Below are 24,435 nucleotides of genomic sequence, written 5' to 3'. Positions count from 1 at the left end.
ATGCCCGCCGCGCGGCCTATGTCAATGGCCCGTCAGCAGCGGCGCAGCCACTCCCGCGCGATGGCGCGCGGGCCGGTTGTGCGCAGGCAGAGGTTGCCCAACTCGATCCACTCGTCCGGGTCGAATGCGGGAAAGAACGCATCGGCGCCCTCGATCTCCACATCCACTTCGGTCACCAAAAGCCGATCTGCGAGGGGCAAAAGCGCGCGGTAGATGCCTTCGCCGCCGATGCCGTAGACCCGGCGATAGCCCTCTGCTGCGCAATAGCCCAAGGCGGCTTGCGGGTCGCGCGCCACATGGACACCCTCGACTTCGCCACTGCTAACGACGCAATTCAGCCGGTTTTTCAGTGGCTTAAACGGCAAACTCTCCCAGGTGCGGCGCCCCATGATGATGGCCCCGCCGGTGGTTTCACGCTGAAAAAATTTCAGGTCTTCGGGCAGGGACCAAGGGATATCCCCGTCTTTGCCAATGGCACCGTTGCGGGCGCGGGCGACGATCAGGCTCAGCATCAGACCGCCACCGGCGCTTTGATCGCGGGGTCGGGATCATAGCCCTCGAAGGTGAAATCCTCATAGCGGAAATCAAAGATCGAACTGACCTTGCGGTTGATCCGCAGCTTGGGCAGCGGCTTGGGCGTGCGCGCAAGCTGGGTTTTCACCTGCTCCAGATGGTTGGAATAGATATGCGCGTCGCCCATGGAATGGATGAAATCGCCGGGAGTGTAGCCGGTCACATGGGCAAGCATTTCCAAAAGCAGCGCGTAGGAGGCGATGTTGAAGGGCACGCCAAGGAACATATCCGCCGAGCGTTGGTAAAGCTGCAGATGCAGCTTGCCGCCCGCGATGCGTACCTGCCAGAGCGTATGGCAGGGCGGCAGCGCCATCTGGTCCACTTCGCCCGGATTCCACGCCGAAACGATCAGGCGGCGGCTGTCGGGGGTCTTGCGGATCGCCTCGACCAGTTTGGCGATCTGATCGACCTGCCCGGCCTGATGCAGCACTGTGCCATCGGGCTGGGGCATCGGTTCGCCCACCATTGGAAACCGCCGCCACTGGTGGCCGTAAACCGGGCCGAGATCGCCGTTTTCATCGGCCCATTCATCCCAGATGCGAACACCGTTTTCCTTGAGATAGGCGATATTCGTATCCCCGGCGAGGAACCACAAAAGCTCATGCACGATGGATTTTAGATGCAGTTTTTTCGTGGTGACCAACGGGAAGCCCTCGGCCATTCGGTAACGCTGCTGCATTCCGAAATGAGAGATCGTTCCCGTTCCCGTGCGGTCGGTCGAGGTCACCCCCTGCTCCAGCACTTCGCGCAGCGCATCATGGTACTGTTTCATGCGGCGACCCTCGTCAATCTTGGCATTTGCCTTTGCGTTGCCTTCCGGGCCTTTAGCCTACAGCCAATCATTGCGCAATCAACAGACATTGCCCGCCCACTTTGACACCGGCAGTTTCGCCCCTAAACTCCACCGCGAAGCGCGAAGGGTTGATTTGCTCCGCCCGCTTTGAACGACATTCCAGCTTGGAAGGGGCGGCGCCCCCGTTCAAGCCGGCCAACCAAAGGAAAACCGATGCCCATCAAATACCTGCACACCATGGTGCGCGTGAAAGATCTCGACGCCTCCATCGCATTTTACAAGCTTCTGGGGCTGGTCGAGCGGCGCCGGATCGACAACGAAGGGGGCCGTTTCACGCTGGTTTTCCTCTGCCCGCCGGGCATGGACGACGGTCACGCCGATGTCGAACTGACCTACAATTGGGATGGCGACGATGCGCTGCCCAGCGACAGCCGCCACTTCGGCCACCTCGCCTATACGGTCGAGAATATTTATGAGACCTGCCAGCACTTGCAAGACAACGGCGTGACCATCAACCGCCCGCCGCGCGACGGGCGCATGGCCTTTGTCCGCTCGCCCGACAATATTTCCGTCGAATTGCTGCAAGAGGGGGACGCCCTGCCCGCGCAGGAGCCATGGGCCAGCATGGAAAACACCGGCCATTGGTAAGGGGGAGCCTCCGCGCCGCCCCGGCGCAGATGACCGCTGCGGGGGGGCTTTTCCGCCTCCCGCGCGTTATCCGCGCTTTTCCGACGCCCTGACGAAGGCAAAGAGATGATCCGCGCCGCCCTTGCCCTGTTTCTCACCCAATTCGGCCCGCAATGGGCCGAGGCCGCCTGCCGGCAGGCACTGGCCTTGGGGCTGGACGTTTCCGGTTCTGTCGATGCGCGGGAGTATCGGTTGCAGTTGGGCGGTGTGGCCGAGGCGCTGGACGATCCGCGCCTGCGGGATGCCCTTCTGGCGCGGCCCGGGCATCACGTCGATCTGATGGTCTATGAGTGGAGCGGGTCCAGCGATCAGCGGGTGATCCTGCCTTGGACTCCATTGCACGATGCCGCCGCGCTTGACGATGCCATAACCCTTCTGCGCAGCACCGAGCGGCGCGCGGCCTCTCCCGGCACCGCCTTGGGCGATGCGATGCAATTCGGCGCGCGGCAGGTGGCGGCGCGCCTCGATTGCCGGAAACACACGCTGGATATCTCCGGCGATGGTATCTCAAACTTCGGGCCGCGGCCCCGGGATATAGGCGACAGTCTGCAGAACCCGCCCCAAGGGCCGCAGGGGCTGACCGTCAACGGCTTGGTGATCGGCGCGAAAGACGCGGGCCTTGGCGACAATACGCAGACCGAGCTCGGCGCGCTGGCGTCATACTACCGGGCCGAGGTCATCCTCGGCCCCGAAGCATTCGTCGAGATCGCAGAGGGGTTCGACGACTACGCCCGCGCCATGACGCGAAAACTCCTGCGCGAATTGGACGGGCGGGCCTATGCCCAGCTCCCCCCTGCCCGCGATCAGTAGATATAGCGGATCTGATCCGTCCAATAGCGTTCCATTCGTTTGAGCGAGCGGGTGATATCCTCGATCCCTGCGTCACCCAAGACGCCCTTGCTCTCCATTCCATCGGCATGACGCGAGAAAAGATCGGCGACGACATCGCGGATATAGCGCCCCTTTTCGGTCAGCCGCACACGCACGGAACGGCGGTCGATCTCGCAGCGCTGATGGTGCATATAGCCCATTTCGACCAGCTTCTTGAGGTTGTAGCTGACGTTGCTGCCCTGATAGTAGCCGCGGCTTTTAAGCTCCCCCGCGGTGACCTCATTATCGCCGATGTTGAACAAAAGCAGCGCCTGCACGGCGTTGATTTCCAACACGCCGACACGTTCGAATTCGTCCTTGATCACGTCCAGCAGCAAGCGGTGCAAACGCTCGACCAAAGACAGGGACTCAAGATAGCCTGCCATGAAACCCTTTATGGCCATCGGCTGCGTGGCGGGGTCTTGAATGCTCATGCGAAATCTCCGGTTCACTCTGTTTGAACCGGAAACTCGCTAAAAAATCAGAATAATTCGTTAAACCCCTTTGGATTTTCTGAATTAGCCCCGCGCTTCGGCCAATTGCCCGCGAATATCCGCGATCAGAGCCGCGTATTCGGCAGGTGCCTCGGCCTGTCCGCTGACCCAAAGATAGAGGTCGTGGTCATTCTCGTTGAGCATCTGGTCGTAAAGCGTGAGGCCCGCGTCATCCATCTGGGGCAACCGCGCCTCGGCATAGGCCGAAAGGATCAGGTCCATCTCCTTGATGCCCCGGCGCATCGAGCGCATTTGCAGGCGTTTGATCCGGTGTTCGGGGGCTTCAGCCATCTGCGGGCTCCGTCATGAGGCGCCGAATGCGCTTTTCCAATTTGCCGACAGTTTCGGCCTTTTTCAGCAGGTCGCTGCGCAGGGCGCGCATATCGGCCAGCACCTCTTCGAGGTCGACACGGCGCGCGGTCTCTCCCGCTTCGGGGGCGTCGACCCCCTCCCCCTCGCCCGTGATCAGCCACATCATCGAGACATTGAGCAGCCCCGCCAGCATCGACAGCCGGTTGGCGCGCGGCTCGGACAGGTCGTTTTCCCAGCCGCGCAGGGTGGCGAGGCGCACGCCCAGCCGTTTGGCCAGCATCGCCTGTGTCATGCCGGTCTGTTCGCGGGCCGCCGCGACCCGGTCGCCAAAGGTGGCGGCCTCGGGGCCGTACCAGTCAATCTCGTCGGTCATGCTTCCTCTCCTGCCAGACACCCTTGCCGGGTGCGGGGACGCCCCCTATGAACGTGGAGATATTCATAAGCAACCCGAGGCTGAAATGGAACTGCTGTCCGCGACCCTTGATCGGGTCAAACCGTCGCCCACCATCGCCGTCACCACCAAAGCGGCAGAACTCAAGGCCGCGGGGCGCGACATCATCGCGCTTGGCGCGGGCGAGCCGGATTTCGACACGCCGCAGAACATCAAGGACGCCGCCGTGGCCGCGATCAACGCGGGCAAGACGAAATACACCCCCGTCGATGGCATCCCCGAGTTGAAACAGGCGATCTGCGCCAAGTTCAAACGCGACAACGGGCTGGATTACACACCCACGCAGGTCAGTGTCGGCACGGGGGGCAAGCAGATCCTCTACAACGCGCTGATGGCCACGATGAACCCCGGAGAAGAGGTCGTGATCCCCGCGCCCTATTGGGTCAGCTACCCCGACATGGTGCTCTTGGCGGGCGGCACGCCGGTCATTGCCCCCGCGACGCTGGAGAACGACTTCAAGCTCACCCCCGAGGCGCTGGAAGAGGCGATCACGCCGAAAACCAAATGGTTCATCTTCAACTCCCCCTCGAACCCCACCGGGGCGGGCTACAGCCGCGACGAGCTGAAGGCGCTGACTGACGTGCTGATGCGCCATCCGCATGTCTGGGTGATGACCGACGACATGTATGAGCATCTCGCCTACGACGGGTTCGAGTTCTGCACGCCGGCAGAGGTGGAACCCGCGCTCTACGACCGCACGCTGACGGTCAACGGCGTGTCGAAAGCCTATGCCATGACCGGCTGGCGCATCGGCTATGCCGCGGGGCCGGAAAAGCTGATCGGTGCGATGCGCAAGATCCAGTCGCAAAGCACCTCGAATCCCTGCTCGGTCAGCCAATGGGCCGCCGTCGAGGCGCTGAACGGCACGCAGGATTACATCGCCGAAAACAACCAGACCTTCGTGCGCCGCCGCAATCTGGTGGTCGAGATGCTCTCGGCCATTGAGGGCATCACCTGCCCCACGCCTGAGGGGGCGTTTTACGTCTACCCCTCCATCGCCGGGCTGATCGGCAAGACTTCGGCGGCGGGCACCAAGATCACGGATGACGAGGCTTTCGCCACCGCTTTGCTTGAGGAGACCGGCGTTGCGGTCGTCTTTGGCGCGGCCTTCGGGCTTTCGCCGAATTTCCGGGTCAGCTACGCTACCTCGGATGAGGCGCTGAAAGAGGCGTGCAGCCGCATCCAGAGCTTCTGCGCCGGGCTGACGTAAGGGACAACACCATGGCGGGCGAACTTCCCGACTATTACTTCAGGATCCGCGAGAATGGCGCGGCGGTGTTTCGGCTGGATGCCGCGAACCGCCAGCGCCGGATCGAGATGGAGCAGATCGCCGTGGTCAACATCCGCAACGGAGAGGTGAAGCCCCATGGGCAGCACCGTCTGACCGAAGCCGATCAGACCGAGATTGCCCGCTGGACCAAGGCCCGCCGCGAAACCCTTGCGGCGCGCGAGATCGACGACATCCGCCGCGCGGTGGAACATCTGAACCTCACTACCCAATGGGCGCAGTCCCGCGCCACAGATGCCGAGCTTGAGGCGGTGACGGATGAGTTGCTGCTCGCCATGCACGACCTGCGCAGCACGCTGGTGCGCAAAAAGGCGGATCGGATGGACCGGGGCTGAGGCCTAAAATGCCAACCGCTTGACGATCACGCCCCAGAAACGCGCATTCAGCAGCAGCCCGGCCACCGCCAGCCCCGCCACCAGCCCTGCCCAGATGCCCATGGCCCCTAAGCCCAGCACAAAGCCCAGCAGGTAGGAACAGGGCATGCCGACGATCCAATAGCTGACCGCGGCCATGACCATCGGCACTTTGGTATCCTGCACCCCGCGCAACAGCCCAAGAGCCACCACCTGCGCCCCATCCACCAGTTGGAACAGGGCCGCCATCACCAGAAGGCCGGTGCCAATGGCAAGGATTTCGGCCCGCGCCGGCTCATCCTCTTGCATGAAGACCGAGATCAGCGGCTCGGGCCAGCCGACAAAGCCGACCATGGTGAGCAGCGCAAAGACCAGCGACAGCACGGTCACGATCACCGCGCCGCGCTTCATATGCGGCACGTCGCGGCGGCCATAGGCATTGCCCGCGCGGATCGTGGCGACATTGCTCAGCCCCAGATGCACCATGAAGGTCAGCGAGGCGAGTTGAATGGCGATGCCATGCGCCGCCAGCGGGATCGTCCCCAGCCAGCCCATCATCAGCGAGGAGGCGGCGAAAAGGCCGACTTCGCTCAGCGTGGTCAAGCCGATCGGCAGCCCCAGCGTGAACACCCGCAACAACATCTGCCCGTCCACCCGCCAGAGCCGCAGGAACAGGCTGTGCTGCGGCAGGGCGATCAGCACATTGATCACCACCCCGATCAACGAGACGCATTGCGTCGTGACCGAGGCGACCGCCGCGCCCATCACGCCAAGCTCCGGCGCGCCCCAGTTGCCGAAGATCAGCGCGTAATTCGCCAGCGCATTGACCCCGGCGGCCAGCAGGGTGATCCACAGCACCACCTGCGTGCGCTCCAAAGCCGCAAGGTAGGATTTCAGCACCATCACCAAAAGCGCGGGCAGAATGCCCCAGCCCGCCACCTTGAGGTAATCGCCCGCCCGGTCGGCAAGGTTCGGCCCCTGCCCCAAAAGGTCGAGCACCGCGGGCGACCAGATCATCGCGGGCAGCGCGATCATGGCGAACCCTACCGAGAGCCACAGCCCCATGCGCGTGGCGCGGCGCAGGCCGATCTCGTCATCTTCGGCGTCATAGGCGGCCACCAAGGGCATCACCGCCATGGCAAAACCCGAGCCAAAGATGAAGAGCACGAAGAAATAGGTGCTGCCCAAGACCACCGCCGCCAGCGCCTCGACCGAATACCAGCCGAGCATCACGGTGTCGGTCACCCCGATCGCCATCTGTGCCAGATGCCCGCCGATCAGCGGCAGGCCAAGTGTCAGGATCGCCCGGACGTGATTGCGGTTGGTCATTGTCTTGGTCATGACACGAGCCTTACGCCGGGCCGCTGCAAAGGGGAAGTGCGGTTTTTACGCTCTGCCATGGGTTTGCGCGGTGTCGATGCCACTGTTTTGCCATGAAATCCTTGCGCCCCCGGCCCTTAACGGCAAAGCTGATGACAGGAGGGCTCGCGATGGAACCGACACGGACCGAAACCCGCCGATTGAACGGTCAGGAGATTTTCATTCGCCACTGGGGCGATGAAAGCCTGCCGCCGTTGTTGATGCTTCACGGCTTTCCCGAATATGGCGGCGCTTGGCGTGATCTGGCGCCGCTGCTGTGCCAAGACTTCCATTGCATCGCCCCCGACCAACGCGGCTATGGCCAAAGCAGCGCGCCTGAGGGGATCGAACCCTATGCCATGGCGCATCTCATGGCCGATATGGCCGCCCTGATCGGCGACAGGCGGGTGACCCTCTTGGCGCATGACTGGGGCGCCTCCGTGGGTTACGCTTTGGCGATGTTCCGGCCTGAGCTGGTGGCCCGGCTGATCGTGCTCAACGGCGTGCATCCCGTGCCGTTTCAGCGCGCCATGGCCGCAGGCGGCGCGCAGTCGCGCGCTTCGCAGTATATCAATGCCCTGCGCGCCGAAGGCAGCGCGGTGCAGCTGGCGCGGGACGATTTCGCGGGCCTGCTCGACCTCTTTTCCGCGAATATGGACCTAAGCTGGCTGACGCCCGCGCGGCTTGAAGACTACCGCGCGGAATGGGGGCGGCCGGGGCGGCTCAGAGCGATGATCAACTGGTATCGCGCCTCCCCCCTGCAAGTCGCCGCGCCGGACAAGCCCCTGCGCGACCTGCCAGAGTTCCCGGTCGACCGTTTGCGCGTCTCCTGCCCACATTTGTTGATTTGGGGAACGCAGGACACCGCCCTTCTGCCCGAAGCCACCGCCGGGTTGGAAACCTTCGCACCAAACCTCACGCGGGTCGAGATCGAAGGGGCGGATCATTGGCTGCACCATCAAAAGCCATCGGAGGTCGCGGCGGCGGTGCTCGACTGGTGTGGGCAGCGGCGCTTGCAAAATGGGTGAAATAATGTATATTCGTATATGCATTCAGGAGCCGCACTATGACCCGCATTCATACCAACCACATCGCCACCATGACCGAAATGCGCGAGCCGCATAAGGTGTTGGAACGCTCGGGCGGCAAGCCCGTGGCGGTGATGAAGAACTCGCGCTGCGTGGGCTATTTCGTACCCGCCGAGGCGACATTGCAAGAAGAGCCGCGCGTGGCCACGTTGGGTGAGGTGATGGAGAGCATTGCCCGCAGGAAGCACATCAATCAGCCCGTTCTGGACTACCTCAAAGATAAATGACCTATGTGCTGCTTTCACCTGACCTCGTCGTCAGGATTCACGATTCCGCACTAAACCCAGGCGAGTTGGCCGGCATGGCCTTGGACAAATCGCTAGAAGGGGCATTGGCGCGGGTCGATAACCGGCTGGTCTACGGCATGATCGAAGATGTTTTCGACCTTGCCGCGGCCTATTGCGTGGCAGTTGCCACTGGGCATGTCTTCAACGACGCCAACAAGCGAACCGCGCATCTCGTTCTCGATATCTGCCTTGATCTCAATGGGGTGCAACTTGCCCACGAAACCATCGAGGCTGGCGATCTGATCCGCGAGGTGGCCCAAGGCCGCATCGACGAAGAGACCCTCGCCGCTTGGCTGCGCGCCAAAGCTGGCTGACCGGGGCAAAACCGCAGCCCAAGGCAAACCCGCGATTGCCCCCGGCGCGCGGGGCTGTCAAAATGGCCCCCACCCACAAACAAAGAGCAGGCCCGCATGACCGACCTTCTTTCCGGCCAGGAACCCACCGAATACGATGCCTCCTCCATCGAAGTGCTGGAGGGGCTGGAGCCCGTCCGCAAGCGCCCCGGCATGTATATCGGCGGCACCGATGAGCGCGCGCTGCACCATATGGTGGCCGAGGTGCTCGACAACTCGATGGACGAGGCGGTCGCGGGCCATGCCAACCGGATCGAGGTGGAGTTGAACGCCGATTACTCGGTCACCATCCGCGACAATGGCCGCGGCATCCCGATCGACCCGCACCCGAAGTTCCCGGACAAATCCGCGCTGGAGGTGATCCTCTGCACGCTGCACGCGGGGGGTAAGTTCTCGGGCAAGGCCTATCAGACCTCGGGCGGCCTGCACGGCGTCGGCGCCTCGGTCGTGAACGCGCTGTCGGATTCCATGGTGGTGCAGGTCGCGCGCAACCGCGAGCTTTTCGAGCAGCGGTTCTCGCGCGGCATCCCGCAAGGCCCGGTGGAGAAGATCGGCGCGGCGCCCAACCGGCGCGGCACCACCGTCACTTTCCACGCCGACGAACAAATCTTTGGCGCGCATCGCTTTAAGCCCGCGCGTCTGCTCAAGATGGTGCGCTCCAAGGCCTATCTCTTTTCCGGCGTGGAAATCCGCTGGAAGTCCGAGATCGAGGACGGCGACACCCCGATGGAGGCGACCTTCCACTTCCCCGGTGGCCTCGCTGACTACCTGCGCGAGACGCTGGGCAAGGCCACCACCTATGCCGAGAACCCCTTTGCCGGGACGGTCGACTTTCAGGAGCGCTTCGGCGTGCCGGGCAAGGTGGAATGGGCGATCAACTGGACGCCCGCGCGCGACGGGTTCATCCAGTCCTACTGTAACACCGTCCCCACGCCCGAGGGTGGCACCCATGAAAGCGGCTTCTGGGCCGCGATCCTCAAGGGCATCCGCGCCTACGGCGAGCTTGCGAACAACCGCAAGGCCAAGGACATCACCCGCGACGACCTGATCACCGGGGGTTGTGCGCTGGTGTCCTGCTTCATCCGCGAGCCGGAGTTCGTCGGCCAGACCAAGGACCGTCTCGCCACCACCGAGGCGCAGCGTCTGGTCGAAAACGCGGTGCGCGACCATTTCGACAACTGGCTGGCGGCGGATACGAAATCCGCGGGCGCGATCCTCGACTTTTTGGTCCTGCGCGCCGAGGAGCGGATGCGCCGCAAGCAGGAGAAGGAAACCGCCCGCAAATCCGCCACCAAGAAACTGCGCCTTCCCGGCAAGCTGACCGACTGCACGAGCAAATCTCGCGAGGGCACCGAGCTTTTCATCGTCGAGGGCGACAGCGCTGGCGGCTCCGGCAAGGGCGCGCGCAACCGCGAGAAACAGGCGCTGCTGCCACTTAAGGGCAAGATCCTCAACGTGCTGGGCGCCGCCTCGAGCAAACTGTCGACCAATGCCGAGATCAACGACCTCTGCGAGGCGCTCGGCGTCGGCATGGGCACGAAGTTCAACCTCGACGATCTGCGTTACGACAAGATCATCATCATGACCGACGCCGACGTCGACGGGGCGCATATCGCCTCGCTCCTGATGACCTTCTTCTTCACCCAGATGCGCCCGCTGATCGACGCAGGCCATCTGTACCTCGCCTGCCCGCCGCTGTTCCGCCTCACCCAAGGCGCCAAGCGGGTCTATTGCCTTGATGAGGCGGAGAAGAACTTGTGGCTGGAGAAGGGCTTGGGCGGCAAAGGCAAGATCGACGTGAGCCGCTTCAAGGGTCTGGGCGAGATGGACGCGAAGGACCTCAAGGAGACCACGATGGACCCCGAGACCCGCAAGCTGATCCGCGTGACAGTGGACGAGGACGTGCCGGGCGAGACCGGGGATCTGGTCGAGCGGCTGATGGGGAAGAAGCCGGAGATGCGGTTTGCCTATATTCAGCAGAATGCGCAGTTTGTGGAGGAGTTGGATGTTTGAGGGAAGTTGTTCGAGTCTATAAATTCTGTAACGAAGAATTTGGCCTAAGTAACTTGGCGAAAGGGCGCCTGAAAATTTCCACTTTAGACGATCTGAATGACCCTTATGAGTTCAATGGATTTTCCTTCTCGACAGTCCAATCGCGCCACCTATGGGATAGGGTACGGAAGCTGACCTTTCAGAACAGTGGTCTCCTTTGTTTTTCTAAAACATGGAGCAATCCTGTTTTATGGAGCCATTATGCTGACAGTCACAAAGGTATGGCGTTGGGGTTTGATGTTCCGACAGATTTGCTATTAGCAATCACTTATACCAAGCATCGTCCGACCATACCCAATCTTTCGGAACTACCAGCGGCGAAACACTCTAAACTGATCCAATCGGCGCTCGTCCATAAGTACAAACATTGGGAATATGAAAACGAAGTAAGAGCATTTGTCAAAGCGGATGAAGTCTGCCCAAAGACGAACCTCTACTTTATGCAGTTTGGAAGAAATTTAGTTCTGCGTGAAGTCATTCTTGGGCCGCGATCATCCCTCACGTCTGCAGTGGTAAGAGAACAATCTGAATGCGCCAATGTAAAGGTCGTTACCTCTAGGCTTGCGTTCAAAAATTACAAAGTTGTGAAACAACGAAACCCTCGCCTTCAAAGATAGCAAGAATTGTGTAACGCTCCGCCCGGGACCCCGCCCGGGCCACGCCTGTCCGGGGCTCCGCCCGTTCAGACCTCAAACTCTCCCCCGGAGAGTTTGCGAGACGGTCTTCACCCTCCCCCACGGGGAGGGCGCACATGCGTGCACCCCGCGGCTTGCGCCGCCCTCCGGGCTGAAAAGGTCCACTGGACCTTTTCCAAGAAGCCCTCCGGCCCGAGGTCGGGCGCGGCCCTGCCGATGCGCAAGCGGCTTCCAAACTTCCCCCTTGATCCCCCGCCTTCCCCGCGCCTAACTCACCCCATGATCCGCGCGCTTCTCCTTTGCCTCCTCCTCACCGCCTGCGGCCGGCCGCTGACGGTCAACGAACGCGCCTATCTCGCCACCCTCCACGGCGCCTCGGTCGATTACGACCGCGTGCGCCTCTATGACGGCGCCCCCACCCGCGCCGTCACCTTCCGCCGCAAACCCCGCCCGCGCACCACCTGCCGCGAGCGCATCTTGCCGCCGCAGGTGGGCGATACCGTCACCTCGAAACCCGCCGCCGTGGCGCTGTTCAACCACCTGCTGTTCGACAAGGACTGGTATCTCGACGACTACCTGCCCGATTACCCCGACCGCGTGGGGCTAATCGCGGCGATGCTGCTGGCGCATGAGATCACCCACGTCTGGCAATGGCAAAACCGCCGTCTCACCGGCTATTCGCCCCTGCGCGCGGCCTCCGAGCAGTTCACCAGCCCGGACCCCTATCTCTTCGAGGTCGACACCAAGCCGCGCTTCCTCGATTTCGGCTATGAGCAGCAAGGCTCGATCGTGGAGGAATTCGTCTGTTGCCGCGCGCTGGACCCGCAGGCGCCGCGCACCAAGCGGCTGCATGCGATGCTCTCGGAGGTCATGCCCGTGGCCCCCCTGCCCCAAAGCCGCCTAAGCGACGTGGGCCTGCCCTGGGACGGGGTCGAGTTAGAAAACATCTGCGGCTGAGTCAGACCGGCACCAATTGCCCCGCTTCAAGCCTGATCTGACGGTCCATCCGCGCGGCCAGTTCCAGGTTATGCGTGGCGATCACCGCCGAAAGCCCGGTGCCGCGCACCAGCGCCATCAGCGCGGCGAAGACCTGATCCGAGGTCGAAGGGTCGAGGTTGCCCGTAGGCTCGTCCGCGAGCAGCAGGCGCGGCGCATTGGCCAGCGCGCGGCAGAAGGCCACCCGCTGCTGCTCGCCACCCGACATGGCAGCGGGGCGGTGCTCGGCGCGCTCGGCGATGCCGACCTGCGTCAGAAGCTCCCGTCCCCGCGCCTCGGCCTCCTTGCGCGCCACGCCATTGGCCAGCTGCGGCAGCACGATGTTTTCGAGCGCCGTGAACTCGGGCAGAAGATGATGGAACTGGTAGATGAAGCCCACGTCGGCGCGGCGCACGCCGGTCCGGCGGCGGTCGCTCTGGCCCGTCAGGTCATCGCCCGCGATCTCCACCGTGCCGCTGTCGGCGGTGTCGAGAAGCCCCGCGATATGCAGCAGCGTCGACTTGCCCGCCCCGGAGGGGGCGACCAGCGCCACCACCTCGCCGGGGGCGACGGTAAGGTCGATCCCGCGCAGCACCTGCACCTCGTTCGGCTCGCCGGGGTTGTAGGACTTGGAAATGCCGCTCAGGCGCAGGACGGGATCATTCATAGCGCAGGGCCTCCACCGGGTTCATCCGCGCCGCGCGGCGGGCGGGAAAGATCGTGACGACGAAGGACAGGCCGAGCGACAGCGCCACGGCCGAGAGCACATCGCCCACTTGCAGTTTCGCGGGCAGGAAATAGATGCCGCGGATCGAGGCGTCCCATGCCGTGCCACCGCTGAGGTAGTTCACAAAGGCGAAGATCTGGTCGACGTAAGTGGCAAAGAGCACCCCCAGCACGACGCCCGCGATTGTGCCGATGATGCCGGTAAAGGCCCCGCAGATGAAGAACACCCGCAGCACCGAGCCTTCGCTCAGCCCCATGGTGCGCAGGATGCCAATGTCGCGACCCTTGTTCTTGACCAGCATGATCAGTCCCGAAACGATGTTCATCGCCGCGATCAGCACCAATACGCTCAGGATCACGAACATCACCCGGTCCTCGATGTCGAGCGCCGAGAGGAAGGAGCCCGAGGCGTCGCGCCATGTCCAGACCTGTGCGCGCTCACCCGCCGCCTGCATCAACGCAGGCGCCATGGCGTCCACCCCCTCGGGGTCTTCGACCATGACCTCCAGTTCATCGGCCACGCCTTCGCGGTTGAAAAAGCTCTGCGCCTCGGCAATTGGTAGGTAAACCCGTGTCTTATCAATGTCGTAGCGCCCGGCGGAGAAGATATAGACCACCTCATAGGCATTGACGCGCGGGCTGGTGCCAAAGGCGGTCTTGACCCCGTTGGGCGAGATCAGTTTGACGCTATCGCCGACCTGCACGCCCAAGGCCTGCGCCACGCCGCTCCCGATGGCCATGCCCTCTTCAAAACGCGTGATGTCACCGAAAGAGCGCTCTGAGGGTTGGATGCCGGGGATGGTCATCAAATCGCCCGAGGCGATGCCGAAAACCTCGACGCCCGCGTTGGATTGGCGGCGGTTGGCCATGACCTGCTGGCGCACCAGCGGGGCCACGCGGGTGACGCCTTTGACGGCTGCCACCCGCTCGGCCATCGCCTCGTAATCACCGATGGTGCGGTCGATCTGGCCGTTGGGCTGTACCTCCCCCATCGTGTAGACGGTGACATGGGCATTGGCCCCGAGGATCGTGTCGACGAACTCGGCGCGGAAGCCCGAGCGGACCGAGAGTGTCGCGATCAGCGCGAAGACCGCCAGCGTGATGCCGATGAGGCTGATCCACGTCATGACGCTGACGCCCCCTTCGGCGCGGCGGGCGCGCAGGTAGCGCCAAGCGATCATCCATTCAAAGGCCGCGAATGGGGCGGTGCGTGTGGGTTTGCTGGCCATGCGGGAAGGCTCCGGTCTGAGGTGCGCGCAACCTGAGGCTTTGCCCCAGAAGGGTCAAGAACGCAATGCCCGGCGGCGGCGGAAGCGCGCGGGCCAACTGGGCAGCCACAGCAGCAGGCGGGTGAGACTGGCCCCTGTGATGAACCCCAAACCGGCGAAGAGCCATTCGGCACGGCTGCGCGGGGCGGTGGGGGCAAAACCCTGCCGCGTCGCCCGCAAAGCTTCGGCATCCGGGCTGCGCCACAGCAGATAGCTGCGCAGGAACGGGCCTGCCGACCGGAGCCGTGGCACTGCGGCCTCAAGCCTTCTATGCCGTTCGAAGTTGCGGCGCATGTCCAAGCCCCGGCGCTCCAGCAGCGCCGATCCGCGCAGCCGCGCTATGGCCTCTTCCCGGTTGAGCCCTGCGGCCTGCGCAGAGGCATCGAAATCCGCCACGACTTTGGCGAGGCGCTGCTCCGCCGCCTCGAGCTGAAACACATAGGCCCGGGTGACCCCCGGGCCTTGTGCGGCAATGCCTGCGCTTACGATCCCACCGGCCAATGTTAGCGCCCGCAGGATCATCGCGGGCCTCAGACGATACCGGCGTAGATCTTGGCGATCTTCTCAACCGCCTGTTCGGGCGGCAGCTCTTCGCTTTCGCCCGTGCGGCGGCTGGTCAATTCAACCACGTCGTTCTTCAACCCGCGTGGGCCGACGGTGATGCGCCACGGCAGACCGATGAGGTCCATCGTGGCGAACTTCATCCCCGCCCCGCCCTTGCGGTCGTCATAAAGCGGATCGAGGCCCAGCGCCTTGAGGCTGTTGTAAAGCGCGTCGCAGGCGGCATCAGCCTCCGCATCGCCCTGTTTGAGGTTCACGATCCCCGCGTGGAAGGGCGTCACCCCTTCGGGCCAGATGATGCCCTTGTCGTCATGGCTGGCCTCGATGATCGCGCCCAGCAGGCGGCTGACGCCGATGCCGTGGCTGCCCATATGCACCGGCACCTGTTTGCCGTCCGGCCCCTGCACCTTGGCGTTCATCGCGTCGGAATATTTGGTGCCGAAATAGAAGATTTGCCCCACTTCGATGCCGCGCGCGCTGCGCTGGCGTTCTTCCGGCACCTGCGCGAAAACCTCCGGGTCGTGGGTCTCATCCGTGCGGGCGTAGCGCGAGGTGAACTCCTCCAGCACCGCGCGGCAGGCGTCGTGATCATTGGGGTCGATCTCGCGGTTGCCAAAGGTCAGATCGGTGATCTCGCTGTCGTAGAAAACCTCAGACTCGCCCGTTTCGGCCAGCACGAGGAACTCATGCGTGTCATCGCCACCGATGGGGCCAGAGTCGGCGCGCATCGGGATCGCTTGCAGGCCCATCCGCTCATAGGTGCGCAGATAGCTGACCAGATGGCGGTTATAGGCGTGCAGCGCGTCCTCTTTGGTGAGATCGAAGTTGTAGCCGTCCTTCATCAGGAACTCACGCCCCCGCATCACGCCGAAACGCGGGCGGATTTCGTCACGGAATTTCCATTGGATGTGGTAGAGCGTCAGCGGCAGGTCTTTGTATGACCCGACGTGGCTGCGGAAGATATCGGTGATCATCTCCTCGTTGGTGGGACCATAGAGCATGTCCCGGTCCTGCCGGTCGCGAATGCGCAGCATTTCGGGGCCATAGGCGTCATAGCGGCCCGATTCCTTCCACAGGTCCGCCGATTGCAGCGTCGGCATCAGCATCGGGATATGGCCCACGCGCTGCTGCTCTTGGTGCACGATCTCTTCGACCTTGCGCAGCACCTTGTAGCCCAGCGGCAGCCAAGAGTAGATCCCCGCGCTGGATTGCTTGATCATCCCCGCCCGCAGCATCAACCGGTGGCTGACGATCTGCGCCTCGGCAGGGTTTTCCTTCAGCACGGGCAGAAAATATTGGGACAGACGCATGGTGTTTCCTCATTGACGCATTGCCCCCTGACTAGTGCATGTCAAAGGGCGAGACAATCACATCGCTGAGGTCTGGCGGCCCGCCGGGCCAGTTCCACCACGCCCCCGTTCCGCGCCTCTGACGCGCGCGCCACCCGCAGCCAAGGCTTGAAACGAAACGCCACATGGGCGATGTGATGGCATTCCCTGCCGGAGAGCGCCATGGCCCTGCCAATCAGAGACCAATTGAAATACTGGGGCATCGCGGCAGCGGTGTTCATGGTGGCGCTGTGGTTCATCGGCGATGTGATGCTGCCCTTCCTGCTGGGCGGGGCGATTGCCTATTTTCTCGACCCCGTGGCCGACCGGTTGGAGCGTTTGGGGCTCAGCCGCACCATGGCCACCGCCGTTATCACCGTGGTGGCGCTTTTGGTCTTTGTGCTGATGGCGCTTTTGGTGATCCCGACGCTGGTCAACCAAACCGTGAACCTGATCGAGACGGCACCCAAGCTGACCCGTAATTTCACCGATTTCATCACCGATCGCTTCCCGTCGATTCTGGACGACGATTCGACCCTGCGCACCTCGCTCACGACACTGGGGACCACGATTCAGGAACGCGGCGGGCAATTGCTGCAAACCGCGCTGGCCTCCTTTGCCTCGCTGATCAACGTCCTGCTCTTGTTCGTCATCGTCCCGGTGGTCGCGGTGTACCTGCTGCTCGATTGGGACCGTATGGTCGCCGCCATCGACCGGCTGCTGCCGCGTGACCACGCCCCGACGATTCGCCAATTGGCACGCGAGATTGACGCGACGCTGGCCTCGTTCGTGCGCGGCATGGGCACGGTCTGCCTGATCCTTGGCACCTATTACGCCGTGGCGCTGATGCTGGTGGGGCTGCAATTCGGCCTCGTCGTCGGCTTTGTCGCGGGGCTGGTGACCTTCATCCCCTACCTCGGCGCGTTGATCGGCGGGGCGCTGGCGATCGGTCTGGCATTGTTCCAATTCTGGGGAGATTGGCTTTCCATCGGTCTCGTCGCGGGCATCTTCGTGCTGGGCCAAGTGGTCGAGGGCAACCTGCTGACGCCAAAGCTCGTGGGCAACTCGGTCGGGCTGCATCCGGTCTGGCTGCTGCTGGCGCTGTCGGTCTTCGGCACGCTTTTCGGCTTCGTGGGCCTTTTGGTCGCAGTGCCCGTGGCCGCCGCCATCGGCGTGATCGCGCGTTTCGCCACGGCACGCTACCGCGAAAGCGTGCTCTACAAAGGCCGCGAGCCTGAAACGACCGTCGACGAGGACATCCGCTAACATGGCCCACCAACTCGGGTTGAACCTGCCCAGCCGAACGGCTCTGGGCCGCGACGCTTTCTTTGTCGCGCCTTCCAACGCCATGGCCATGGCGATGATCGACGGCTGGCGCGGTTGGGCGGGCGGCAAGCTGGCGCTGACCGGGCCGCAAGGCTCGGGCAAGACCCATCTGACGCATGTTTGGGCAGACCTTTCGGGCGCGCGGATCATCGGCGCGGCGGACCTGCTGGAGGCCGACATTCCCGCCCTCGCCCGTGCTCCCGTGGCCGTGGAGGACGTGCATCTGATCGCCGGGGACGCGGTGGCGCAAACGGCGCTCTTTCATCTGCACAACCTCGTGCTGGCCGAGGGGCAGGCGCTGCTGCTCACCGGCACCGGGCCGGTGGCGCATTGGGGGCTGAGCCTGCCCGATCTGGTCAGCCGGATGCGTGGCGCCACGATGGTCGAGATGGAGGCGCCCGACGATGCGCTGCTCTCGGCCCTGCTGGTCAAACTGCTGGCCGACCGGCAGTTGACGCCCAAGCCGGAACTGATCAACTACCTCATGACGCGGATGGACCGGTCCTTTGCCGCTGCCATCGCGCTGGTGGACCGGCTGGATGCCGCCAGCCTTGCGCAGAAGCGCCCCCTGACCCGCGCACTGGCCGCGCAGGTGCTGGACATCGCCCCGCCGCGCACGTGATACTGGAATAATTAACGCAAGCCTTCGCAAACCCGTTACATTCCAATGTCATGAGGCCCGCATGACCCAAGCCGATTTCCTGCATGCTCCCTTTCCGCCCGCCACCGATCTCCCCGATCTCGACACCGCCGGGCCGGGCCGGTTCTTTAACCGTGAGCTAAGCTGGCTCGACTTCAACTGGCGGGTGCTGGAAGAGGCCGAGAACCCGCGCGTGCCGCTGTTGGAGCGGCTGCGCTTCCTGTCGATTTCGGCGACCAATCTGGATGAATTCTATACCGTGCGCGTGGCGGGCCTGCGCGAGCTTGCGCAGGCGGGCAACACCACCGCCGCCGCCGATGGGCTCAGCCCCGGTGAGCAACTGGTGCTGATCAACGAAGACGCGCGCAATCTGATGTTGTCCCAGCAGCGCGTACTGGTCGACCTCATGGCCGAGATGGACGCGCAAAACATCATGCTGGAGCGCACCGCCGACCTGAGCGCGGCCGATTACAAATATCTCGAAGGGGTCTTCCTCAACCAAGTCTTCGCCGTGCTGTCCCCGCTGGCGATCGACCCCGCGCATCCCTTTCCCTTCATTCCCAACACCGGCTACGCGCTGGCGCTGCAACTGGAACGGACCCGCGACAAGCGCCCGCTGCAGGCGCTGCTGCCGATCCCGGCACAGATCGACCGTTTCGTGCGCCTGCCCGCCCCCGATGGCTGCCTGCGCTACCTGCCGCTCGAAGACCTGCTGATCATCAACATCCCCAACCTCTTTCCGGGTTACAAACTCAAGGCGCATTTCGAATTCCGCGTGCTGCGCGACAGCGATCTTGAGGTGGAGGATGAGGCCGAAGACCTCGTGCGGGAATTCGAGGTCGCCCTGAAACGCCGCCGCCGGGGCGAGGTCGTGCGCCTGACCCATTCTGCAGGCGCGCCGGAAAAGTTGAAATCCGTCGTCATGCGCGAGCTTTGCGTGCGCCCCCAAGACGTGATCGAGCTCGATGGCATGTTGGGCATCGCCGACCTGTCGAAGCTGGTGACCGACGCACGGCCAGACCTGCTCTGGCCGCAGTTCACCCCGCGCGTGCCTGAGCGGGTCAGCGACCATGACGGCGACATGTTCGCGGCGATCCGGCAGAAAGACATGCTGCTGCACCACCCTTACGAGACCTTCGACATGGTGGTGCGTTTCCTTGCCCAAGCGGCGCGCGACCCGGATGTGGTGGCGATCAAGCAGACGCTCTACCGCACCTCGCGCGACAGCCCCATCGTTAGCGCGCTTTGCGAAGCGGCGGAGGATGGCAAATCGGTCACCGCGCTGGTCGAGCTGAAGGCCCGCTTTGACGAGGCCGCCAATATCCGCCAATCGCGCCGGTTGGAACGGGCGGGCGCGCATGTGGTCTACGGTTTTCTCGACCTCAAGACCCATGCCAAGATCTCGACCGTGGTGCGGCGCGAGGGCGACCAACTGGTGACCTATACCCACTACGGCACCGGCAACTACCACCCGATCACCGCGCGGATTTATACGGACCTGTCGCTCTTCACCTGCGACTCGAGCCTTGGGCGTGATGCGACGAAAGTGTTCAACTTTCTATCGGGCTACGCACCGCCGGAACAGTTGGAAAACCTCGCCATCTCCCCCACGACGCTGAAGCCGCGCCTGCTTGAGATGATCCGCGCCGAGGCCGAACATGCCCGCGCCGGACGCCCCGCCGTGATCTGGGCCAAGATGAACGCGCTGATCGACGCCGAAGTGATCGACGCGCTGTATGACGCGAGCCAAGCCGGGGTGGAAATCAGCCTTGTCATTCGTGGCATCTGCGGGCTGCGCCCCGGGGTGAAGGGGCTGTCGGATAACATCCGCGTCAAATCCATCATCGGGCGTTTTCTGGAGCACAGCCGCATCGTCTGCTTCGGCAATGGCCACGGGTTGCCGCACAAGAAGGCGCGGGTCTTCATGTCTTCCGCCGATTGGATGGGCCGCAACCTGAACCGCCGGGTCGAGACATTGGTCGAGATCGAGAACCCCACCGTCAAGGCCCAGATCACCAGCCAGATCATGGCGGCCAATCTGGCTGACGTGGCGCAAAGCTGGGTCATGGGGCCGGATGGCAAATTCACCCGCCCGGCGATCCCCGAAGGCACTTTCGCCTTCAACTGCCACCGCTTTTTCATGGAAAACCCCTCGCTTTCGGGCCGGGGCAGCGCCGGGGCCTCGGATGTGCCCAAGCTGACCCATACCGAGGATTGACCGGCAAGCGCCCCTTTGGCAATTGACCTCACCGCCCCCCTGCGCCAATTATCCAGTGAAACGGATGGCCCGCAGGAGCATGGATGGCAGACCAGACCGACCCTTCCCGAGCCGCCCCCGTCCCTGAGACGGGTGTGGCGGAACTGGGACTTTTCGGAAAACCCTTGTTTCAGGATCCGGGCGCGCGGGCGCTGGCACGCGTCGGCGTGGTAGATGTGGGGTCGAACTCCGTCCGGCTGGTGGTCTTTGACGGCGCGGCGCGCTCTCCGGCCTATTTCTACAACGAAAAGATCATGTGCGCCTTGGGCGCAGGCATGGCCGAGACCGGGCATCTGTCGCCCGAAGGCCGCGCCCGCGCCCTCTCGGCACTGCGACGGTTCAGCAAATTGGCCGATGGCATGGGCCTGTCGGAGCTTACCGTCGTCGCCACGGCGGCGGTGCGCGATGCCAGCGACGGGCGCGCCTTCTGCGCCGATGTGCTGCGCGAGACCGGGCTGCGCATCTGGGTGATCGACGGCGAGGAGGAGGCGCGGCTCTCGGCCCAAGGGGTGCTTTTGGGCTGGCCCGGTGCCTACGGCCTTGTCTGCGACATTGGCGGCTCTTCGATGGAGCTTGCCGAAATCTCGGGCGGGCGCGTCGGGCGGCGGGTCACCTCGCAGCTTGGCCCGCTCAAGCTGCGCGACCTCAAAGGCGGGGCCAAGGGGCGGCAGGCGCATATCAAAGAGGTCATCACCGGGCTTCAGGAAAAGATGGGCAGCCAGCGCGACCGGCTGTTCCTTGTGGGCGGCTCATGGCGGGCGATCGCGCGGATCGACATGTACCGCCGGGGCTATCCACTGCATGTGCTACACGAATACCGCATGACCGTGACCTCGGTTCGCGAGACGGTGAAGTTCATCCAAACCTCCGATCTTGAGGAATTGCGCAGCGCCTGCGGCGTCTCCTCCAGCCGGATGTCGCTGGTGCCCTATGCCGCCGAGGTGCTGAGCCGTCTGGTCAAGACTTTCCGGCCCAAGGACATCGCCATTTCCAGCTACGGCATCCGCGAAGGCATGCTCTATGAGCAGATGCCGCAGCGCCTGCGCGACCGTGATCCACTGATTGAGGCCTGCTATTTCGCCGAGGCCAAAGACGCGCGGATGCCCGGTTTCGGCAAGGTGCTTTATAACTTCATCCTGCCGCTCTACCGCTCTGCCCCCCACGCCCGCAGGCGTTTGGTCAAAGCGGCCTGCCTTTTGCATGACGTAAGCTGGCGCGCCCATCCCGACTACCGGGCCGAGACCTGTTTCGACAATGCCACCCGCGCCAACCTCGGCGGGCTAAAACACGCCGAACGCATCTACCTCGGGCTGGCCCTGCTGCACCGCTACTCCAACAAGCGGGAGAACACCCGTTTCGAAGACCTCTATGAGATGGTCGACGAAAAGACCCGGTTGGAGGCCGAGATCCTCGGCAAAGCCATGCGCTTTGGCGCGATGCTTTGGATGGACAAGGGCGAACAGCGCGGCGAATTGCGCTGGTTCCCCAAGAAAAAGCAATTGGAACTCTGGCTCACCCCCGACATGGTCCCCCTTTTCGGAGAGGTCGCAGAGGCGCGGCTGAACTCGCTCGCTAAATCGCTTGGGGCCGAGGTCCACGTCCGAACCGGCAAACGTGCTGCGGGTTAAAGCTCGATCTGTGGGGCGGGTTCGGTCGGGGTCTCTGGCGGGACCATCGGGTGCTCGGGCTTGCGCCGGATGATGATATCGCCGTTGGGCTGCATCTCGGGCGCTTGATAGACGCTCCAATCTTCGACCTCGTCCAAAAGCTCCGTCAGCTTCGGCCCCATCTCCCGCGCGAAATCGCGCAGCGCGGGGCGCATGGCCTCGGTGAACCCCTCGAAACCTTCCATGACCGGGCCCATTTCATCCATGATCCCGTCCATGAACATCTGCGCGCCGCGCTCCATCAGGCCGAGGCCGCGTTCTTCGGACTCCTCCTGCGCATGGGCGCCAAGGGGCAGCAGCGCACAAAGGGCGATAAGGGGCATAAATCGTGTCATAGGATTGAGGTAGGTGGCGCGGCGGGCATTTCCAGTCTTACGCCACGCCGCTGGCAGCCCCCCGCCTAAAGGTCGACATCCAGCGTGACGGGGAAGTGATCCGAGGCGGCCAGCAGCGCGTCACGCAGGGCGACGTCTTGCCAGCAGGCCGGGTCATCCATCGGGTGCCAAATCCGCCAGCGGGCCGCAGGGGCGGCGATCTGCGGGCTGACTATGATGTAGTCCAGCAGCGCCTGAAGATAGCGCCCCTCCGGCGTGATCCAGAAACGCGCGCTGGTGGGTGCGGCCCCAAGGCGGCGGCTGAGCGCCTGTTTGGCGTGGGGGTCGAACAGCGCCGCCGCCCCCTCTCCCAGTACGATCTCGACCGAGGACCGGCCAAACAGGCTTTCAAATTCATCAAGCCCCGGCCCGTCGTTCAGATCGCCCAAGACCATCACGGGCCGCTCCGCCGCCAAATGCATGTCGATCCGCCGCCTCAGCCAGATCGCCTGCGCCAATTGCTTGCGCCGATTGGCGATGGCGATGCGCAGCACATCGGCCTCGGACTTGGCGCCATGGGGCGCTTTGGATTTGAGATGCGCGCCGATCATCTGAAAGGCGAAACCGGCCTTCGTCGTTACCTCCAACTCCAAGGGCGGTTTGGAAAAGACCACAGCGTCTTCGGTGGCGTCCACATCCAAGTCGATCCGCAGCGTCCGGTCAAAGCGTGGGGCATCGGCGGCACCCTGCGGCACATGGCGGGCGCTGAGCCTGTCGGGGTCATAGAGCAGCGCGATCTCTTGCTCGGTATCGTTGGAAAACCCCATGACGGCAGCTCGGGTGCGCAGGGAAAACCGCGCGGCGAAATGCTCAAGCGCCGCCACAGTGGATTGCCGCCGCCCGTGGTTCGGCGCTTCGATCACCATGACCGCATCGGCATCCAGCGCGCTGAACACTTGGCCCAAAGCCGCCGTCTGCTGGGCACGGGTCACCCCGTGCCGCCCGGCCCAAGCGTCATCGTCGTAAAGCCGGTTGTCATCGTCAAAAAGGCTCGCGAACCACTCGACGTTGTAGGTCGCGATGCGCATCAAGCGTGTTTGCCCGAGATCGTTTCCCACGCGCGGTTGATGTCGATCATGCGTTTCTCGGCCATCTTGATCGCCTCTTGCGGCAGGCCGCGCGCCACCAGCGCGTCGGGGTGGTTCTCGCGCACCAGCCGCCGCCAAGCCCGGCGGGCCTCTTCCAACGTTGCATTGGGGCCGATGCCCAGAACCGTGCGCGGCAGGGGCGAGCTATCGGGCACGAAACGCGCTTTGAGCGAGGCGAAAGCCTCTTCGTCCATGCCAAAAATCGCGGCCACGTCTTCAAGAAAGGCGTTTTCGTTGGGATGGTAGATGCCATCGGCCATGGCGATGTGAAACAGCCCCTCCATCAGGTCATGCAGGGTCTGGGGCTGGTCGCTGAACATCCGCGCAATGCGGCGGGCGTAATCCTCGAAACCGGTCACGTCTTGGCGGGCAAGGTTAAAGACCCGCGCCGCCCCTTCCTGATCCGCCTCGGCAATCTGGAACACTTCGCGAAAGGCGGTCACCTCATCGCGGGTCACCAGCCCATCGGCCTTGGCCATCTTCGCGCCAAGCGCGATCACCGCGATGGTAAAGGCGACCGAGCGCTCGGGCGGGCTGCGCAGACGGTCAAAGACAGCCGACAGCCCCTCGCCTGCGGCGAGGGCTGACAGTGCTTCGGAAATGCGCGTCCAGATCGACATGGGCTGACCC

At 63.6% G+C, this 24,435-nt stretch carries 27 protein-coding genes; 14 read left to right on the top strand and 13 right to left on the bottom strand.

Annotated features, from left to right (window positions below):
- Nucleotides 1-32: 32 nt before the first annotated feature.
- Both ACGYLC_RS06390 and ACGYLC_RS06385 read right to left on the bottom strand, forming a co-directional pair.
- Complete coding sequence (locus ACGYLC_RS06390) at nucleotides 33-512, bottom strand: dihydrofolate reductase (protein WP_394422216.1); 480 nt, start codon at nucleotides 510-512, stop codon at nucleotides 33-35.
- Entirely contained in the window at nucleotides 512-1,345 is an 834-nt protein-coding gene (locus ACGYLC_RS06385) for a thymidylate synthase (RefSeq protein ID WP_394422215.1), read from the bottom strand. The genes ACGYLC_RS06390 and ACGYLC_RS06385 overlap by 1 nt, the downstream gene beginning before the upstream one ends.
- 234 nt (nucleotides 1,346-1,579) lie before the next feature.
- Here ACGYLC_RS06385 and ACGYLC_RS06380 point away from each other — a divergent pair, with 234 nt between their 5' ends.
- Entirely contained in the window at nucleotides 1,580-2,014 is a 435-nt protein-coding gene (locus ACGYLC_RS06380; RefSeq protein WP_067262125.1) for a VOC family protein, read from the top strand.
- Between the two features lie 105 nt (nucleotides 2,015-2,119).
- Complete coding sequence (locus ACGYLC_RS06375) at nucleotides 2,120-2,863, top strand: DUF1194 domain-containing protein (RefSeq protein ID WP_394422214.1); 744 nt, start codon at nucleotides 2,120-2,122, stop codon at nucleotides 2,861-2,863.
- Here the strand turns inward: ACGYLC_RS06375 and ACGYLC_RS06370 are convergent.
- The 3 genes from ACGYLC_RS06370 to ACGYLC_RS06360 all read right to left on the bottom strand — a co-directional run bounded on the left by ACGYLC_RS06370 (nucleotide 2,857) and on the right by ACGYLC_RS06360 (nucleotide 4,102).
- On the bottom strand, nucleotides 2,857-3,357 hold the full coding sequence (locus ACGYLC_RS06370; RefSeq protein WP_067262129.1) for a MarR family winged helix-turn-helix transcriptional regulator: 501 nt from the start codon (nucleotides 3,355-3,357) through the stop codon (nucleotides 2,857-2,859). The genes ACGYLC_RS06375 and ACGYLC_RS06370 overlap by 7 nt on opposite strands.
- A gap of 84 nt (nucleotides 3,358-3,441) precedes the next feature.
- Nucleotides 3,442-3,708 (bottom strand): succinate dehydrogenase assembly factor 2, encoded by a 267-nt coding sequence (locus ACGYLC_RS06365; RefSeq protein WP_322328133.1) that lies wholly within the window; start codon nucleotides 3,706-3,708, stop codon nucleotides 3,442-3,444.
- The gene (locus ACGYLC_RS06360) at nucleotides 3,701-4,102 is read right to left on the bottom strand and encodes a multiprotein-bridging factor 1 family protein (protein ID WP_394400172.1); all 402 of its coding nucleotides are present in this window, start codon (nucleotides 4,100-4,102) and stop codon (nucleotides 3,701-3,703) included. Before ACGYLC_RS06360 ends, ACGYLC_RS06365 begins: the two co-directional genes overlap by 8 nt.
- An 85-nt stretch (nucleotides 4,103-4,187) precedes the next feature.
- Here ACGYLC_RS06360 and ACGYLC_RS06355 point away from each other — a divergent pair, with 85 nt between their 5' ends.
- Together ACGYLC_RS06355 and ACGYLC_RS06350 are read left to right on the top strand one after the other, a co-directional pair.
- Nucleotides 4,188-5,390 carry a pyridoxal phosphate-dependent aminotransferase gene (locus ACGYLC_RS06355; protein ID WP_394422213.1) on the top strand — a complete coding sequence of 401 codons (1,203 nt, stop codon included), beginning with the start codon at nucleotides 4,188-4,190 and terminating at the stop codon, nucleotides 5,388-5,390.
- Nucleotides 5,391-5,401: 11 nt separating this feature from the next.
- Nucleotides 5,402-5,803: a hypothetical protein gene (locus ACGYLC_RS06350; RefSeq protein ID WP_394422212.1), complete on the top strand. Its 402-nt coding sequence runs from the start codon at nucleotides 5,402-5,404 to the stop codon at nucleotides 5,801-5,803.
- 3 nt (nucleotides 5,804-5,806) lie between these two features.
- Here the strand turns inward: ACGYLC_RS06350 and ACGYLC_RS06345 are convergent, their stop codons facing one another.
- Nucleotides 5,807-7,162: an MATE family efflux transporter gene (locus ACGYLC_RS06345; protein WP_394422211.1), complete on the bottom strand. Its 1,356-nt coding sequence runs from the start codon at nucleotides 7,160-7,162 to the stop codon at nucleotides 5,807-5,809.
- A 149-nt stretch (nucleotides 7,163-7,311) separates the two neighbouring features.
- Between ACGYLC_RS06345 and ACGYLC_RS06340 the strand changes: the two genes are divergently transcribed.
- The 6 genes from ACGYLC_RS06340 to ACGYLC_RS06315 all read left to right on the top strand — a co-directional run bounded on the left by ACGYLC_RS06340 (nucleotide 7,312) and on the right by ACGYLC_RS06315 (nucleotide 12,552).
- Entirely contained in the window at nucleotides 7,312-8,208 is an 897-nt protein-coding gene (locus ACGYLC_RS06340; RefSeq protein ID WP_394422210.1) for an alpha/beta fold hydrolase, read from the top strand.
- Between the two features lie 38 nt (nucleotides 8,209-8,246).
- Nucleotides 8,247-8,495, top strand: a complete 249-nt coding sequence (locus ACGYLC_RS06335) for a hypothetical protein (protein ID WP_394422209.1) — start codon at nucleotides 8,247-8,249, stop codon at nucleotides 8,493-8,495.
- Entirely contained in the window at nucleotides 8,492-8,869 is a 378-nt protein-coding gene (locus ACGYLC_RS06330; protein WP_394422208.1) for a type II toxin-antitoxin system death-on-curing family toxin, read from the top strand. Before ACGYLC_RS06335 ends, ACGYLC_RS06330 begins: the two co-directional genes overlap by 4 nt.
- Nucleotides 8,870-8,965: 96 nt before the next feature.
- Complete coding sequence (gene parE, locus ACGYLC_RS06325) at nucleotides 8,966-10,921, top strand: DNA topoisomerase IV subunit B (RefSeq protein ID WP_394422207.1); 1,956 nt, start codon at nucleotides 8,966-8,968, stop codon at nucleotides 10,919-10,921.
- Nucleotides 10,918-11,577 (top strand): DUF2971 domain-containing protein, encoded by a 660-nt coding sequence (locus ACGYLC_RS06320; RefSeq protein WP_394422206.1) that lies wholly within the window; start codon nucleotides 10,918-10,920, stop codon nucleotides 11,575-11,577. The genes parE and ACGYLC_RS06320 overlap by 4 nt, the downstream gene beginning before the upstream one ends.
- A 297-nt stretch (nucleotides 11,578-11,874) precedes the next feature.
- Entirely contained in the window at nucleotides 11,875-12,552 is a 678-nt protein-coding gene (locus ACGYLC_RS06315) for a hypothetical protein (protein WP_394422205.1), read from the top strand.
- Nucleotide 12,553: 1 nt separating this feature from the next.
- On the opposite strand, the gene ACGYLC_RS06310 is transcribed toward ACGYLC_RS06315, so the two are convergent.
- The 4 genes from ACGYLC_RS06310 to proS are packed head-to-tail and all read right to left on the bottom strand — an operon-like array spanning nucleotide 12,554 to nucleotide 16,435.
- Nucleotides 12,554-13,237 (bottom strand): ABC transporter ATP-binding protein, encoded by a 684-nt coding sequence (locus ACGYLC_RS06310; protein ID WP_394422204.1) that lies wholly within the window; start codon nucleotides 13,235-13,237, stop codon nucleotides 12,554-12,556.
- On the bottom strand, nucleotides 13,230-14,525 hold the full coding sequence (locus ACGYLC_RS06305; RefSeq protein WP_394422203.1) for a lipoprotein-releasing ABC transporter permease subunit: 1,296 nt from the start codon (nucleotides 14,523-14,525) through the stop codon (nucleotides 13,230-13,232). Before ACGYLC_RS06305 ends, ACGYLC_RS06310 begins: the two co-directional genes overlap by 8 nt.
- Before the next feature lie 54 nt (nucleotides 14,526-14,579).
- Entirely contained in the window at nucleotides 14,580-15,086 is a 507-nt protein-coding gene (locus ACGYLC_RS06300; RefSeq protein WP_394422202.1) for a DUF2937 family protein, read from the bottom strand.
- Between the two features lie 8 nt (nucleotides 15,087-15,094).
- Nucleotides 15,095-16,435 carry a proline--tRNA ligase gene (gene proS / locus ACGYLC_RS06295; protein WP_394422201.1) on the bottom strand — a complete coding sequence of 447 codons (1,341 nt, stop codon included), beginning with the start codon at nucleotides 16,433-16,435 and terminating at the stop codon, nucleotides 15,095-15,097.
- Nucleotides 16,436-16,636: 201 nt separating this feature from the next.
- On the opposite strand from proS, the gene ACGYLC_RS06290 reads away from it, so the two are divergent.
- From ACGYLC_RS06290 to ACGYLC_RS06275, 4 genes are all read left to right on the top strand, one after another.
- The gene (locus ACGYLC_RS06290) at nucleotides 16,637-17,719 is read left to right on the top strand and encodes an AI-2E family transporter (RefSeq protein WP_394400198.1); all 1,083 of its coding nucleotides are present in this window, start codon (nucleotides 16,637-16,639) and stop codon (nucleotides 17,717-17,719) included.
- A gap of 1 nt (nucleotide 17,720) precedes the next feature.
- A complete protein-coding gene (locus tag ACGYLC_RS06285) occupies nucleotides 17,721-18,401 on the top strand; it encodes a chromosomal replication initiator DnaA (protein ID WP_394422200.1) in 681 nt (226 codons plus the stop codon).
- A gap of 61 nt (nucleotides 18,402-18,462) precedes the next feature.
- Nucleotides 18,463-20,637, top strand: a complete 2,175-nt coding sequence (locus tag ACGYLC_RS06280; RefSeq protein ID WP_394422199.1) for an RNA degradosome polyphosphate kinase — start codon at nucleotides 18,463-18,465, stop codon at nucleotides 20,635-20,637.
- Nucleotides 20,638-20,720: 83 nt separating this feature from the next.
- Entirely contained in the window at nucleotides 20,721-22,304 is a 1,584-nt protein-coding gene (locus ACGYLC_RS06275; RefSeq protein WP_394400204.1) for a Ppx/GppA family phosphatase, read from the top strand.
- Here ACGYLC_RS06275 and ACGYLC_RS06270 read toward each other — a convergent pair.
- The 3 genes from ACGYLC_RS06270 to ACGYLC_RS06260 all read right to left on the bottom strand — a co-directional run bounded on the left by ACGYLC_RS06270 (nucleotide 22,301) and on the right by ACGYLC_RS06260 (nucleotide 24,425).
- Nucleotides 22,301-22,666 carry a hypothetical protein gene (locus ACGYLC_RS06270; protein ID WP_394422198.1) on the bottom strand — a complete coding sequence of 122 codons (366 nt, stop codon included), beginning with the start codon at nucleotides 22,664-22,666 and terminating at the stop codon, nucleotides 22,301-22,303. The genes ACGYLC_RS06275 and ACGYLC_RS06270 overlap by 4 nt on opposite strands.
- Nucleotides 22,667-22,743: 77 nt before the next feature.
- Nucleotides 22,744-23,745, bottom strand: a complete 1,002-nt coding sequence (locus ACGYLC_RS06265) for an endonuclease/exonuclease/phosphatase family protein (protein WP_394422197.1) — start codon at nucleotides 23,743-23,745, stop codon at nucleotides 22,744-22,746.
- Complete coding sequence (locus tag ACGYLC_RS06260) at nucleotides 23,745-24,425, bottom strand: TerB family tellurite resistance protein (protein ID WP_394422196.1); 681 nt, start codon at nucleotides 24,423-24,425, stop codon at nucleotides 23,745-23,747. Before ACGYLC_RS06260 ends, ACGYLC_RS06265 begins: the two co-directional genes overlap by 1 nt.
- Nucleotides 24,426-24,435 lie beyond the last annotated feature (10 nt).

Source organism: Sulfitobacter sp. 1A12157 (assembly GCF_043557345.1).
GTDB lineage: Bacteria > Pseudomonadota > Alphaproteobacteria > Rhodobacterales > Rhodobacteraceae > Sulfitobacter.
Note: the sequence above shows the minus strand (reverse complement) of the source record. Positions and strands in the feature narration are given on the sequence as shown.